At 65.5% G+C, this 14,018-nt stretch carries 10 protein-coding genes and 1 tRNA gene; 3 read left to right on the top strand and 8 right to left on the bottom strand.

Annotation, left to right across the window (positions count from 1 at the left end):
* Positions 1 to 153: 153 nt before the first annotated feature.
* Positions 154 to 1,560: a 5'-methylthioadenosine/S-adenosylhomocysteine nucleosidase family protein gene (locus FNH24_RS25945; protein ID WP_161606318.1), complete on the top strand. Its 1,407-nt coding sequence runs from the start codon at positions 154 to 156 to the stop codon at positions 1,558 to 1,560.
* Between the two features lie 132 nt (positions 1,561 to 1,692).
* Here the strand turns inward: FNH24_RS25945 and FNH24_RS25940 are convergent, their stop codons facing one another.
* The 3 genes from FNH24_RS25940 to FNH24_RS25930 all read right to left on the bottom strand — a co-directional run bounded on the left by FNH24_RS25940 (position 1,693) and on the right by FNH24_RS25930 (position 4,799).
* Positions 1,693 to 2,970, bottom strand: a complete 1,278-nt coding sequence (locus tag FNH24_RS25940; RefSeq protein ID WP_152365151.1) for a hypothetical protein — start codon at positions 2,968 to 2,970, stop codon at positions 1,693 to 1,695.
* Between the two features lie 188 nt (positions 2,971 to 3,158).
* Positions 3,159 to 3,977, bottom strand: a complete 819-nt coding sequence (locus FNH24_RS25935; protein ID WP_152365150.1) for an SDR family NAD(P)-dependent oxidoreductase — start codon at positions 3,975 to 3,977, stop codon at positions 3,159 to 3,161.
* A 36-nt stretch (positions 3,978 to 4,013) separates the two neighbouring features.
* Positions 4,014 to 4,799 (bottom strand): protein phosphatase 2C domain-containing protein, encoded by a 786-nt coding sequence (locus FNH24_RS25930; protein WP_152365149.1) that lies wholly within the window; start codon positions 4,797 to 4,799, stop codon positions 4,014 to 4,016.
* A 44-nt stretch (positions 4,800 to 4,843) separates the two neighbouring features.
* On the opposite strand from FNH24_RS25930, the gene FNH24_RS25925 reads away from it, so the two are divergent.
* Entirely contained in the window at positions 4,844 to 5,503 is a 660-nt protein-coding gene (locus FNH24_RS25925; protein WP_152365148.1) for a Type 1 glutamine amidotransferase-like domain-containing protein, read from the top strand.
* Positions 5,504 to 5,548: 45 nt separating this feature from the next.
* Here the strand turns inward: FNH24_RS25925 and FNH24_RS25920 are convergent.
* Positions 5,549 to 5,622, bottom strand: a tRNA-Ile gene (locus FNH24_RS25920).
* 75 nt (positions 5,623 to 5,697) lie between these two features.
* Positions 5,698 to 6,546: a helix-turn-helix domain-containing protein gene (locus FNH24_RS25915; protein ID WP_246187077.1), complete on the bottom strand. Its 849-nt coding sequence runs from the start codon at positions 6,544 to 6,546 to the stop codon at positions 5,698 to 5,700.
* A 34-nt stretch (positions 6,547 to 6,580) separates the two neighbouring features.
* Between FNH24_RS25915 and FNH24_RS25910 the strand changes: the two genes are divergently transcribed.
* The gene (locus FNH24_RS25910; RefSeq protein ID WP_246187076.1) at positions 6,581 to 7,396 is read left to right on the top strand and encodes a phytanoyl-CoA dioxygenase family protein; all 816 of its coding nucleotides are present in this window, start codon (positions 6,581 to 6,583) and stop codon (positions 7,394 to 7,396) included.
* Between the two features lie 628 nt (positions 7,397 to 8,024).
* On the opposite strand, the gene FNH24_RS25905 is transcribed toward FNH24_RS25910, so the two are convergent.
* From FNH24_RS25905 to gyrB, 3 genes are all read right to left on the bottom strand, one after another.
* Positions 8,025 to 9,002 (bottom strand): DUF3566 domain-containing protein, encoded by a 978-nt coding sequence (locus tag FNH24_RS25905; protein ID WP_152365146.1) that lies wholly within the window; start codon positions 9,000 to 9,002, stop codon positions 8,025 to 8,027.
* 164 nt (positions 9,003 to 9,166) lie between these two features.
* Entirely contained in the window at positions 9,167 to 11,821 is a 2,655-nt protein-coding gene (gene gyrA, locus FNH24_RS25900; RefSeq protein WP_152365145.1) for a DNA gyrase subunit A, read from the bottom strand.
* 90 nt (positions 11,822 to 11,911) lie between these two features.
* Positions 11,912 to 13,978, bottom strand: a complete 2,067-nt coding sequence (gene gyrB / locus FNH24_RS25895) for a DNA topoisomerase (ATP-hydrolyzing) subunit B (RefSeq protein WP_425486913.1) — start codon at positions 13,976 to 13,978, stop codon at positions 11,912 to 11,914.
* Between the last annotated feature and the right edge of the window lie 40 nt (positions 13,979 to 14,018).

Genomic DNA, 14,018 nt, shown 5'->3' with positions numbered 1-14,018 from the left:
CCGAGCTACTTCCTTAGATCCGAATCTGATCTTGGATGGGCAATTCCCACACAGCGCAAAGAGGGGGGCAGTACTGCCCCTTTAGTGTCTCACCTATTCACGTGGAGTTTAGGGACTTTGGCGAAGTCACCCTTTCAGCCCACCATCCTGGCAATGCGTGCACCGGTGCAGGCGGCGCTCACGCACAGGGAGGCACAGGCTGTCACCTGGCCATACTTTTCCACATTTCTGGGAGATCTTGCTCGACGGCCAATTGCTGAGGCCGAATTGCGTCGGCAAATTAGTCGAGGGTTCACCCTTGACTATCTAAACTTTCGAGATGGAGATATAGTAACCGGGATTCGAGGATTGACGATCTTCGATGATTTGTCACGTGACTTTCCACGTTTCGACTGCCGGGTTCTTGCTGGGTTCATGGCAACTTGTGGGTTGGCCGAGCTCATCGAACCCCATCAAACTTCTACAGATAGATGGATCTCCTACGTTGAAGCGACTGGTCACCCGGAGGCTCTTCTGTTCACCGCCGCAGTGCGATGGATCTCAGGTGCAATGCACACCGTCGAGCGGCAACGTCCCGTTCCGCCCTCGCAGTTGCCCGGAGAGTTTCATTCTCTAGATGGTATTCGCAGTCGTATCCTCGCGCGGGTACGGCAGAGCCTGAGACTCACCGCGGGCGCCGATGCACCCCGATCCATCGCCGCGCCTCGAGATTCGTTCGAAGCGGCCCACCGACTCCTGTTGTGGACAGCTGGTGAACTTTCGAAGGACGATCGCGCATTGGAGCGTGAACTCGAGATGACAAGGAGCCAGGTCATGCTTACGCGCGCCGATGTCGTGGTGGTGACCGTGAATGAGATAGAGACAACGAGCCTCAGGCACGCCTTCGCTGAGATAGGTCAACCTCCTCAGCTTCATTTGGGCCATCGCAACACCTACTCGATCTATGGTCCGATCGGAGGCGCCGTTGTAGCGCATGTCAGGTGCTCGATGGGTTCCGGTGGGCCAGGAGGTGCGCAACTTACCGTCAGTGACGCCATAAGGGAGTTGGAACCCTGGGCTGTGCTGGCCGTCGGTGTCGCATTTGGTATGGATGAGAATCGGCAACCGATTGGTCAACTTCTACTCTCCGAAAGGCTAACCTCCTACGAACTTCAGCGAGTTGGAGAGATGGATGTGGTCAGTCGCGGGTCCGATGTACCGTGTTCTCCAACATTGCTCAGTCGATTCCGTGACATCGGATTGGCATCGGAATTGGGAATCGATCTTCTTCCTTGTCAGTTGCTTTCGGGGGAGAAGCTTATAGACAACGCAGATTTCAAGCGACAGTTGTTGGACCGATTTCCGGATGCCATGGGTGGTGAAATGGAAGGCGCAGGCGTGTTTTCGGCAAGTTACAGGTCGACAGTCGAATGGCTAGTTGTAAAGGCGGTCTGTGACTATGCAGAGAAGAAGCATCAAGATAAACAGGAACGGCAACTTCTTGCATCTCAGATCGCGGCTCGAGCATTTGTTCACGTACTGAAGCGCGGCGGCTTGGCGCGAGGTCCGGCCACTCGATAGTCTTCTCTGCCACCTGAGCTGTTCGGTTATCGCGTCCACAGGGTTCCGAGCTACTCACGAATGTGCTGAAATTGTGCCGGCTAATCTCTGGTCTCTCGGAAGTAGCACACGTTTGAATCCAACCTTTCAGGTTCATGGTGTTGTGGTCTGCCCTGGACCGACAGTCCTCGCTAGACTCCAGATAGTCTCGGCTTCCCGAAGAAGAGAGTGGAACTCAGGCTCGTCCCCTGGGCGGAGTATGAGCTTTGGCTCGTTCGCTACCTGATGTGTGTAGTATTCGAGGAAAAGGGCACCCGGGTTGCCGCCTTGAGAGGTGTCCGTAGCGATGCATCCCATCGCGATTGCGCAGCTGGTGTATCGGAGTTCTAGATCCCCATCTGTCCGTTCACGTAAATCGGTTAGCAGTTCGGTCGACTGACGGATGCGATTTTGCAGATTTTCTGGCGAACGATCCGCATAGTATCTGTCGGCCGCAATCTCAACTGCAGGACTTTCCGGATCGATGAGAACGAAGCGGAGTTTGCAACCTCGCTGGAGCGCTCTTTGAAACACCTGGAAGTTGCTACGTATTAGTTCATTCCGGGCTACGCCAGTTATGAGCGCCGATCGGCAATTGCCAATTGCGGCAATGTGGTCTGTTCCGAAGTCTGCTACGAATGGGGATCTGCCGCGGCGCCTTTCAACCCAATTCCCCGCCTGTGGCCATTCCATGCTCGCCTCCCAGATTCGCTCCGCCTCGTTCCGAAAGTGGATATACCATGGGGTGTCTTTTTGCTCGAGCGCGATTATGGGTGACGCCTCGCCAACAGGATCGAACTCGCGATGTTGTACGACAATCAAGCCTGCCGGACTGTCGGCATCGATAAGATTCATCCCACATGCTGGCTCGTTAACCATTAAGCGCACTTCTAGCATTTCAAACTCGGTCTTGGCCACGGCCAATTCCTGCAGCGAATTGTTGATTCTATTTCGAACGTGCAGCGTCTCGCCCTGTGCGCGCGGATCCAGAGTCTCCGGATCTAGAAGGAGGATTCGCACCTTCCCTCCGATCATCAGTGTGTGACGCATGGCGCGGCGGTATGACTGTATAGTCCGCGAGAGTGATATACCGATGAGCATTACGTTTGTCCCCGTCATGCGACGGGCCTCGAGATCTTTGGGGAACTTGGGCAGGATACGTCGCAATGGGTCCTGGTGTTCACGACCTGCGATTGATGCAATTTGGCGACGTGATCGAATCTGTGAGAAGGCAAGAAGGGCAAGGAGGCCCAGAACGCAGGCGGTGACCCATTTTGCATCAACGCCTGTAATCCCGAGAACTGTGAAGACGATCGCAACACCTACCATTAGGTATAGGTCAAGGTCGTCGTTCCTGAGCACACGTTGTATCCAGCGCCCTGCGTTCGTCATGCTTCGACGCTACCCTCCGTCTCGCGGTGACGCAGCTATTCTTGGTTAAGAGGGCAAGCGGTCAACGTCGTGTTTGACGATGCTCTGATCTTAGGCTCGCTACGCCGTCGTCCTCAAGACGGCACCACCAGCCCAACAGCTGCTCCAGCGGTCGCCCGTGGCTAGTTCTGAGATGGCTCGCGAGCCACCTAGCGGTTTCGAACCTCATGCCGTCTAGCTAAGTTGGGCCGACACTGGGATATGGAGCCGTGGCTGGTCAGCAGTCCGCCGTCGACGGGGAGGACGTGCCCGGTGATCCAGGCCGCGTCGCTCGAGGCGAGGAACGCCACTGCGGCGGCGACATCGTCGGGTTCACCGACCCGGCCGAGCGGATAGAGACCACGGAGCCGATCGGCCCCGCCCGGCTGGTCATCCCAAACCCGGGTCTTGATCGTGGCCGGGGCCACCGCGTTGACCCTGATCCCGTCGCGTCCGAGCGAGTGGGCGAGATTGGTCGTGAGCGACGAAAGACCCGCCTTCGCCGCCGAGTAGGGCTCGCTGCCCAACGCGGTCAAGCCGTTGATCGAACTGATCGTCACGATCCCCGGGGCCCTGGTGCTCCGGCGTAGGTGTGGGGTCGCGGCCCGGCAGCAGCGGACGACGCCAAGCAGATTGAGGTCGAGCATCCGCGCCCAGACCTCGTCCTCGGTCTCCTCGAAGGCGCCGTGCATCGTGTCGCCGCCGGCGACGTTGATCAGGACGTCGAGCCCGCCCAGGTCCGCGGCAACTTGATCAACTGTGCGGTTCACCGAGTCGGTGTCGGTGACGTCCATCGGATAGGCAGCATGATCAACGCCGTCCGGACCGGGAAGCTCCGCCGCGACCGCCCGAGCGGCCGACTCGTCCAGATCCGTCACCGCCGTCCGCGCCCCTTCGGCGGCCAGCCGAAAGGCACACGCCCGCCCGATCCCGTACCCGGCGCCGGTGATCAGCACCGTCCGGCCACTGAAACGCAGAAGACCTGTCATCCACCCAGCTTTGCAGCAATCGCGACGATGCGGCGGTCAGCCGAGGTCGACAGCCAGAATGGTGGCGTCGTCGTGGGTCTTGGCGCGGGGCCAACGTTCGTGCTCCGGGTCGGTGTCCTCGATCACCCGGACCTGTTCGAGGACTCGCCCCGGCCCTTCGCCGGCAACCGTGTTGATCAACTCCGGCCAGGTCTGGCGGTGGAAGAGGTCGACCGGCCGGGTCGCCCCGTCGGACAGCAGCACCAGCGAGCTGACCTGATCGGCGGGCCAGGACCGGAGGACGGCGTTGTCGGCCGCGACCGGCACGGCTCCGGCCATCCAGTAGCCTTCCGGCCGGTTGATGTAGGGCCCCATCCAGCCGGGTTTCGGCACCACACCTTCGCTGATGAGCCGAGCCTGGAGCGTCGCGAACCGTTCATCGGTGATCACCGACAGTTGCTCATCGGGGTGCCGTACGACGAGCGTCGAGTCGGCGAGGAGCAGCGCCTCCACCTGCTCGGTGACCCGGACGATGATCGCCGTCGCCGCCGGTGAATAGGGATGATCAAGATCACAGGTGTCGACGTGCAGCTCACGGACCTGATTGATCGCCCGGCGCAGCGCCTCGTCGAGCCCCATCGCCCCGGCCGCGTGCGTCAGCACGGCCGGGCCGAGTTGCTGCACGAACCAGTGCACGTTGTGCCGGCAGCCGGTGGGCACGGCCTTGATGCCGGCACCGTCCAGGAGCACGGCCACGTTGCCCTTCACGTCGGCGTAGTCCTCGTTCGGACGATCAGGAGTGCCGGGGAGAGTCGCGATCCGATGGCGCAGCGGGTCGGGCATCTCCGCAGCGTAGCCGGGCCGGTCGGCCCCGTAGGCTGCCTGACATGAAGCTGCTCCTCACCTCCGGGGGCATCCAGAACTCGACCATCCGGCACGCGCTGACCGAGTTGCTGGGCCAACCGATCGCCGAGAGCACCGCGCTGTTCATCCCCACGGCGAAGTACGGCCACCCCGGTTGCACGCCGGAGACGGTTTGGTACGGCGTCACGGGCAGCCTGTGCAACGCGGGCTGGAAGTCGGTCGGGATGCTCGAACTCACGGCCTTGCCCAGCATCGCTGCGGAGCGTTGGGTTTCCTGGGTTCGCAACGCCGATGTCCTCCTGGCCGACGGTGGCGACGCGACCTACCTGTGTCACTGGATGCGGCAGAGCGGGCTGGCCGACCTCCTGCCATCCCTCGACGAGACGGTCTGGGTGGGGATGAGCGCGGGCAGCATGGTGATGACTCCCCGGATCGGCGACGAGTTCGTCGCCTGGCCGGATGCCGCCAGCGACGAGACCCTAGGGATCGTCGACTTCTCGATCTTCCCGCACCTGGACTACCCGGACTGGCCCGACAACACCCTGGACAGCGCACGCCGGTGGGCGACGAAGCTTCCGGGAGCGGCGTACGCGATCGATGACGAGACCGCGATCTCGGTAGCGGCAGACGGCTCGGTCGACGTCGTCTCCGAGGGCCACTGGGAACTTCTCAAGGCCCACTGAAGCCGTTCCAGCGAGGCTGGATGATCATGGGCTGGGATTGCGGGGTGGGCCTAAGTGGACTTGAACCACTGACCTTTGCCTTATCAGGGCAACGCTCTAACCGTCTGAGCTATAGGCCCGCGACTGCGGAGTGCCCGCGGGGGCACGAACGGACAGATTAGTGCATCGCAAGGACCTGCCTCAAATCGGTAACCTCAGCCCCTGCTCCGGGCCCGGTACGCGGAGGGGCTGAGGCCGACCTGGCGGCGGAATCTGGTGGAGAAGTAGAGGGGGTCGGGGTAGCCGACTTCGGCGGCGATGTCGGCGATCGGACGGTTGGTCAGATCGAGCAGTTGCTTGGCCAGGCCGATCCGGCGGGCCTGGACGAACTGTTGCGGGCTGCTGCCGACCTGCTCGGCGAAGAGGTGGCCGAGCCGGGAGGTGGAGAGGTTGGCGACGGCGGCCAGGTCGGCGATGGAGAGGGGGTCGGTCAGGTGGCGGCCGATGTGTTCGATGACGGCGAGGACGCGGTCGTCCATCTCGCCCTCGCCCGGATTCTGGGTGTCGCACCAGAGCAGGGCGAGCTCGACGGCGTTGGCGCCGAACAGTTGAGCCCGGGCCACGCCGCTCATCGTGTGCCGGGCGGCCAGGGCGAGGGCGTCGGCGACGCGCAGGGACAGGGCGGGGGAGAGGTCCAGCAGGCGCAGGCCGGGGGCGGCTTCGGGCCAGTCGAGCAGGGCCAGCCATTCGGCGCGGGGATGGAAGTGGGCGAAGCGGAGCTCCCAGTGATCATGATGTGAGCCGTAGTCGTGCACGGTGCCGGGCCGGAGCAGGGCCACCGAGTCCGGGCCGACGATCACCTCGGCGGTGTCGATGCCGAAGCGGCCGGCGCCGGCCAGGGTCTGGATCAGCAACCAGTCGGTGGTGCCGCCGCTGCGGTACGTCGCGTACTCGGCCCCTTCGGTCAGGTGCCCGGCCTCGACCGCCTCGACCTGCGGCGTGTAGGACTCGATCCGCGTGGTGCCCACAGCATGATCTTCCATGAAGTCGGCCGCAGACTCCATGGCTCGGTCCATGATCAGCACGGAGGATCGGGTTATGTCACATATCTTGCTGGAGCCCGACGTCGAGCTGGCCGACGCCTACCGCGACAACGGGGTGGTCCACGTCCGCGGGCTGCTCACCGCCGACGAGATCGAAACGATCAAGGTCGCGTTCACCGAGCAGGTCGAGCTCGACAACTCGATCGGGCACAACGACGGGGTGCCGGACGATGATCCGCTCGCCCGCTACCCGCGATTCGTCCAGCCGCACCGGCGGCCCGAGCTCGAGGTCGGGCGGCTGTCCCGGCACTGGATGCTGGAGCCGCGGATCATGCAGCGCGTGCAGCAGCTGCTCGGGCCGACGTTCGCAGCGCAGTCCATGTTCTACTTCAAGCCGCCGACCGCGCGGGGTCAGGCGCTGCACCAGGACAACCTGTTTCTGCGGGCCCATCCGGAGACCTGCCTCGCCGCCTGGATCGCCGTCGACGACTGCGATGCGGAGAACGGCGGTCTGAAGGTCGTCCCCGGCTCCCATGTGTACGACCTGGAATGCCCGGAGCCGGCCGACGAGAGCGAGTCCTTCTCGTCGGTCCAGGTGTCCATCCCGCCGGGGTTGAGCACCGTCCAGACCGAGATGCGGGCCGGGGACGTGCTGTTCTTCCACGGCAGCACCGTGCACGGATCCTTGCCCAACTCCAGCGAAACTCGGTTTCGGCGGTCGCTGATCTTCCACTATGTGCCGCAGGCCAGCGTGGAGATCGCAACGTTCTACCAGCCGTTGCTGACTCCGGCCGGCGACGAGGTGTGGATCGACGAGTCCGCCGCCGGCGGCCCGTGTGGCACCGGTTGGGAGTTGCCCGAGGGCCACTGAGCCCAGGCCAGTCCGAACCCCGCGTCGCGCGACTGTTGTCGGCCCGCGCGACCGTTGCAGCGGTCGCGGCGGCCGATAACGGTCGCGCCTGGAGCGGGTGGCGAGATCGGTGATCGCGGCGCGGCGCGCTGGCCGGCCTTCGCGCCCTTTTCTAGAGCTTCGCGGCACCTACGGCGGGCGCGAAGCACGAGTAGGTGGTGCGGAGACGAAGGATCCGGTCGCCGAGCTGACCGGCTTGTGCTTCGGGCGGATGGGGCTTGCCCTTCGACAGGCTCAGGGTACGAACACCCCAAGCGGCTTGCCCTTCGACAGGCTCAGGGTACGAACACCCCGACCGGCTTGCCCTTCGACAGGCTCAGGGGACGAACACCCCGACCGGCTTGCCCTTCGACAGGCTCAGGGGACGAACACCCCGACCGGCTTGCCCTTCGACAGGCTCAGGGGACGAACACCCCGACCGGCTTGCCCTTCGACAGGCTCAGGGGACGAACACCCCGACCGGCTTGCCCTTCGACAGGCTCAGGGTACGAACACCCCGACCGGCTTGCCCTTCGACAGGCTCAGGGGACGAACACCCCAAGCGGCCTGCCCAAGCTCAGGGAGAGGGGGACTCGGGGGTCGGAGTGGATCAGTCTTCGGCGAGGGTGACTTCGAGGCCGCCGAGCATGGTGGCGGCGAGGTTGTAGAGGAACGAGCCCAGGGTGGCCAGGGCGGTCAGGATGACCACGTCGACGCAGGCGATCAGGGCGGCGACACCCATCACCTTGGGCGTGTTCACGTACTCCTCGATCCGGAACGGCGTGGTGTCGTTCGGAGCGTCGGTGACCGACCCGATCATCACGTTGATCGACTCGAACAGGCCCGATCCCTCGAGCACGGTCCAGACGGCGTAGACGGCGACGACGAGCACGATGCCGGCGGAGATCGAGAACAGGAACGAGGTCTTCATCACCGACCACGGGTCCAGCCGGGACAGCCGCAGTCGGGCCTTACGGGTCCGGCGCGCGGTGCCGGGCTTCGGCGGCAGACCCAGCTCGGCGCGGGCGCGGTCGGTCGGCGAGCCGGCGGACGCGGCGGTGCCGGCGGTCCGGGTCGGCGACGGTACGGCCAGCGCCGAGGCGGGACGCACCTCGGTGCGGTCCTCGGTCGGAACGCCGGGGCGGCCGGGATCGACCTGAGGCGTCGTCCGGGCGGTGGCCGGCTGGCCGGGCCGAGCGGCGGGCTGGTTCACCCGGGCGGCCGGGGTGCCCGGCTGGCGGGCGGCGGCGGGTCGCGCGACCGGCGGCCGACCGGCGGGCACACCCGGTCCGGCGGCATTCGGCGAGGCGGCCGAGCTGCCGGGGCGGCTGCCGCCCGGCTGGGGCTTCTGGCCGAGACCCAGCTTGTTGCGCAGTGATTCCTTCGACGGGTCCGAACCGCCCTGCGGCGCGCCGGGCCGGCTCTGGGCCGGGCGGGGCGACTGGGCCGAGCCGGGGCCGGGCTGGCCGACCCGTCCCGGGGTCTGCCCGGAACCGTTCCGCCCGTAGTTCCCGTTGCCGTTCCCGTTGCTCGGCCGCACGGGAGACCCGTTCTGCGGCGGCGGCGAGGAGACCGGCCGGGGGTTCATGCCCGGTCGGTTCCCGGTGGCGACTCGTGCGTTGCGCGATCCAGGACTTCCTGGACCGGCCCCGTTCTGACCCCGAGCGGCGTTGGCCGGGCTGTCACCTCCGCCGGGTCCCGTGCCCCGGGGAGGGGTTCCCTCACGGGGAACCTGGCTCCGGTTGCCTTCGCTCACGTCTCATCCTCCTCGGCCCCGCCGGATTCCGGTTCAGCGTCTGCGACACCAGCATCCGTCGACTGCGGGGTGTTTGTCACGGCCTCAGTTGAGTCGTCCTGCGGATCGGTGACCGCCGCTTGCCCCTCGGCGTCTACGGGCTCACCGCCCTCGGAACCGTCCAACTCGACCGCTTCTGCAGTTGTCTCCGGATTCAGCGCGATGACCGCCACCGAATCCCCCTCGCGTACGCCAACGAACTTGACGCCCATGGTGTCCCGACCCTTGACCGCTACTTCAGTCACGGCGCTCCGGGTGATCTGACCACTGGCCTTGATGGCGATCACCTGGTCATTCTCTGTTACAACCAGCCCTCCGACCAAAGATCCGCGATCCTCGGCCAGCTTCATGGCCTTGATCCCCAGCCCGCCGCGGCCCTGTTGACGGTATTCGGAGACCTTAGTCCGCTTCGCAAATCCGCCGTCGGTGACGGTGAAGACGAACAGCTCGTCCTCCGCCGCCTGCTCCCGGATGGTGGTCATCGACAGCAGCTCGTCGCCGGCCCGGAACTTCATCCCGGTCACGCCCGAGGTGGCCCGGCCCATCGGCCGCAACTGGTCGTCGCCGGCGGAGAACCGGATCGACTGGCCCTTGCGGGAGATCAGCAGCACGTCGTCGGTCGGCCCGCACGGCTCGGCGCCGATCAGTTCGTCGTCGTCCTCGCGGAAGTTGATCGCGATCACGCCGGCCTGCCGCGGCGAGTCGTACGCCGACAGGGCCGTCTTCTTCACCAGGCCGTGCTTGGTCGCCAGCAACAGGTACGGATACGCCTCGTAGTCGCGGATCGCCAGCACCTGCGCGATCTCCTCGTCCGGCAGGAACGAGAGCAGCCCGGCCACGTGACCGCCCTTGGCGTCCCGGCCGGCCTCCGGCAGCATCCACACCTTCGACCGGTAGACCCGGCCCTTGTTGGTGAAGAACAGGATCCAGTGGTGATTGGTCGTCGCGAACAGGTGATCGACCTCGTCGTCCACCCGCAGCGTCGCCCCGCGCACGCCCCGGCCGCCGCGACGCTGCACCCGGTACTGGTCGGTGTTGGTCCGCTTCGCGTACCCGCCGCGGGTGATGGTCACCACGACCTCGGAGTCCGGGATCAGGTCCTCGGCGCCGAGATCACCGTCGGCCGCGATGATCTGGGTCCGCCGATCGTCGCCGTACTTGTCGACGATCTCGGTCAGCTCGTCGCCGATGATCTGCCGCTGCCGCTCGGGCCGGGCCAGGATGTCCTTCAGGTCGGCGATCCGGGCCTCGATCTCGGCCAGCCGGTCGATGATCCGCTGCCGCTCCAAGGCCGCCAGCCGGCGCAGCTGCATGTCCAGGATCGCGTTCGCCTGCAGTTCGTCGATCTCCAGCAGCCCGATCAGGCCCTCGCGCGCCTCGTCGGTGCTCGGGCTGCGCCGGATCAGGGCGATCACCTCGTCCAGCGCGTCCAGTGCCTTGACCAGGCCGCGGTAGATGTGGGCGTCCTTCTCCGCCTGATCCAACCGGTATTGGGTACGCCGCTGGATGACCTCGATCTGGTGTGCCACCCAGTAGGAGATGAACTGGTCCAGCCGCAGCGTCCGCGGCACGTCGTCGACCAGGGCCAGCATGTTGCAGCCGAACGTGTCCTGCAGCTGGGTGTGCTTGTAGAGGTTGTTCAGCACCACCCGCGGCTGCGCGTCACGCTTGAGCACGATCACCAGCCGCTGCCCGGTCCGGGCCGAGGTGTCGTCGCGGATGTCGGCGATCCCGGTGATCCGGCCGGAGTTGACCAGATCGGCGATCTTCACCGCGAGGTTGTCCGGGTTGACCATGTGCGGCAGTTCTGTGACCACCAGCAGCGCCCGGCCGGACTTGTCCTCCTCGATGTCGACCACGGCGCGCATGGTGATCGAGCCGCGCCCGGTCCGGTACGCGTCCTCGATGCCGTTGCGACCCACGATCAGCGCGCCGTTGGGAAAGTCCGGGGCCGGGATCCGCTCGATCGAGGCCTCCAGCAACTCCTCCGCCGTCGCCTCCGGGTTCGCCAGCAGCCAGTGCACCGCCGCCGCGACCTCGCGCAGGTTGTGCGGCGGGATGTTGGTCGCCATCCCGACGGCGATGCCGGGGGAGGGGTTGACCAGGACGTTCGGGAACCGGCTCGGCAGGACCGTCGGCTCCTGCTCCTTGCCGTCGTAGTTGGGCTTGAAGTCGACCGTGTTCTCGGTGATGTCGCGGACCATCTCCATGGCCAGCGGCGCCATCTTGCACTCGGTGTAGCGCATCGCCGCCGCGGGGTCGTTGCCCGGCGAGCCGAAGTTGCCCTGACCCTGCACCAGTGGCGCCCGCATCACCCACGGCTGGGCCAGCCGAACCAGGGTGTCGTAGATCGCACTGTCGCCGTGCGGGTGATACTGACCCATCACCTCGCCGACGACGCGGGCGCACTTGTTCCAGCCCCGGTCGGGGCGGTAACCGCCGTCGTACATGGCGTAGAGGATCCGGCGGTGCACCGGCTTCAGCCCGTCCCGGACATCCGGCAGCGCCCGGCCGACGATCACGCTCATCGCGTAGTCGAGGTAGGACTTCTGGATCTCTTCCTGCAGATCCACCGGCTCCCGACGGTCAGCGGGCGGTGCGGTCTCGCTCATTCAGCTACTCCATGATCATTTTCAGCGTACGGCCTGCAAAGAGGCCCTTCGACAAGCTCAGGGGACGGAGAGTGTGGCTCAGGGGACGGACTAGATGTCGAGGAAACGGACGTCCTTGGCGTTGCGCTGGATGAACACCCGGCGCTGCTCGACGTCCTCACCCATCAGGATCGAGAACATCTCGTCGGCCCGGGCCGCGTCGTCCAAGGTGACCTGCAGCAGGATCCGGTTGTCCGGGTCCATCGTGGTGTCCCACAGCTGATCGGGGTTCATCTCGCCCAGACCCTTGTAGCGCTGGATCGCGTTGTCCCTGGGCAGTCGCTTGCCCTCCTCGGCGCCGACCCGGAGCAGCGCGTCCCGCTCGGCGTCGGTGTATGCCAGCTCGTGCGCGGAGTTGGTCCAGTTGATCTTGAACAGCGGCGGCTGGGCCAGGTAGACGTGACCGGCCTCGATCAGCGGCTTCATGAACCGGAACATCAGGGTCAGCAGCAGCGTCCGGATGTGTGCACCGTCGACGTCGGCGTCGGCCATCATCACGATCTTGTGATAGCGCAACTTGTCGATGTCGAAGTCCTCGTGCACACCGGTGCCGAGGGCGGAGATGATCGCCTGGACCTCGTTGTTCTGCAGGATCTTGTCGATCCGGGCCTTCTCCACGTTCAAGATCTTTCCGCGGATCGGCAGGATCGCCTGGATCCGTGGATCCCGGCCACCCTTGGCCGAACCGCCGGCCGAGTCGCCCTCGACGACGAAGACCTCGCACTCCTCCGGGTTGGTCGACTGGCAGTCGCTCAGCTTGCCCGGCAACCCGCCGCCACCGAGCAGACCCTTCCGGTTGCGGGCGGCCTCGCGGGCCTTGCGGGCCGCGATCCGGGCGATCGCCGCGGCCTGGCCCTTGCGGATGATCATCTTGCCCTCGGCCGGGTTCTGCTCGAACCAGTCGCCCAGCGCGGCGTTGACCGCCTGCTGCACGAACGACCGGGCCTCGGTGTTGCCCAGCTTGGTCTTGGTCTGGCCCTCGAACTGCGGCTCCTCGAGCTTGATCGAGATGATCGCGGTCAGGCCCTCGCGGATGTCGTCACCGGAGAGTTTGTCGTCGGCCTTCTTGAGCATGCCCCAGTTTTCGCCCCACTTGTTGGCGGTGTACGTCAGCGCCGCCCGGAAGCCCTCCTCGTGGGTGCCGCCCTCGTGGGTGTTGATCGCGTTCGCGAAGGTGTGCACCGACGGCTGGTAGGACATGTTCCACTGCAGCGCGACCTCCAGCCCGAGCCCGGCCTCGCGCCGCTCGGACTCCAGCGCGATCACCGAGTTGTGCACCGGCTCCTTGCTGCCGGTCAGGTAGCGGACGTAGTCGATCAGTCCCTGCTCGTACCGGAAGGTCTCGGAGAACGGCTTGCCGTTCTCGTCCATCCGGTCCGGTCGCTCGTCGGTGATGCTGATCTGCAGTCCCTTGTTGAGGAACGCCATCTCGCGGAACCGGGTGGCCAGCGTGTCGAAGTTGTACGTGGTCGTCTCGAAGATGTCCTCCGAGGCCCAGAACTGGGTCGTGGTGCCGGTCTCGTCGGTCGCCTCGTGCTGCTCCAGCGGCCCGTCCGGCACGCCGAGGGTGAAGGACTGGGTCCAGCGGTAGCCGTCCCGTCGCACCTCGACGACGAACTTCTGCGACAGCGCGTTCACCACCGAGGCGCCGACGCCGTGCAGGCCGCCGGACACCTTGTAACCGCCCTGGCCGAACTTCCCGCCGGCGTGCAGCACGGTCAGGATCAGGGTCACGGCCGGGATCTTCTCGGTCGGGTGCTCCTTGACCGGGATGCCGCGGGCGTTGTCGATCACCTTGATGCTGCCGTCGGGCATGATCCGGACGTCGATCGCGTCGCCGAAGCCGGCCATCGCCTCGTCCACCGAGTTGTCCACGATCTCGGTGACCAGGTGGTGCAGACCGCGCTCACCGGTGGACCCGATGTACATGCCGGGTCGCTTCCGGACGGCCTCCAGGCCCTCCAGCACGGTGATCGACTCCGAGTCGTACTCTCCCGGCACACCCATCCCCGGCTGTGGTTCCAGATCGGACACCGGCATCTGCACTTGCGACAGATCCGGAGTCGTGTCGTCGGAGGGGGATTCTGGCGTCACGGTCTCGTGATCGGTCACGCGCATAGGCTCCTGTCACACAGGCGCCGTCCAGGACCCCGGGGCA

This window comes from Microlunatus speluncae, assembly GCF_009299835.1.
In the GTDB taxonomy this organism is placed as follows: Bacteria; Actinomycetota; Actinomycetes; order Propionibacteriales; family Propionibacteriaceae; genus Microlunatus; species Microlunatus speluncae.
This window is presented reverse-complemented; position numbering and strand designations above follow the sequence as displayed.

Coding starts and splice junctions, on each gene's coding strand:
- FNH24_RS25945 (WP_161606318.1), top strand. CDS start 154: ATGCGTGCACCGGTGCAGGCGGCGCTCACGCACAGGGAGGCACAGGCT.
- FNH24_RS25940 (WP_152365151.1), bottom strand. CDS start 2,970: ATGACGAACGCAGGGCGCTGGATACAACGTGTGCTCAGGAACGACGAC.
- FNH24_RS25935 (WP_152365150.1), bottom strand. CDS start 3,977: ATGACAGGTCTTCTGCGTTTCAGTGGCCGGACGGTGCTGATCACCGGC.
- FNH24_RS25930 (WP_152365149.1), bottom strand. CDS start 4,799: ATGCCCGACCCGCTGCGCCATCGGATCGCGACTCTCCCCGGCACTCCT.
- FNH24_RS25925 (WP_152365148.1), top strand. CDS start 4,844: ATGAAGCTGCTCCTCACCTCCGGGGGCATCCAGAACTCGACCATCCGG.
- FNH24_RS25915 (WP_246187077.1), bottom strand. CDS start 6,546: ATGGAGTCTGCGGCCGACTTCATGGAAGATCATGCTGTGGGCACCACG.
- FNH24_RS25910 (WP_246187076.1), top strand. CDS start 6,581: ATGTCACATATCTTGCTGGAGCCCGACGTCGAGCTGGCCGACGCCTAC.
- FNH24_RS25905 (WP_152365146.1), bottom strand. CDS start 9,002: ATGAACCCCCGGCCGGTCTCCTCGCCGCCGCCGCAGAACGGGTCTCCC.
- gyrA (WP_152365145.1), bottom strand. CDS start 11,821: ATGAGCGAGACCGCACCGCCCGCTGACCGTCGGGAGCCGGTGGATCTG.
- gyrB (WP_425486913.1), bottom strand. CDS start 13,978: ATGCGCGTGACCGATCACGAGACCGTGACGCCAGAATCCCCCTCCGAC.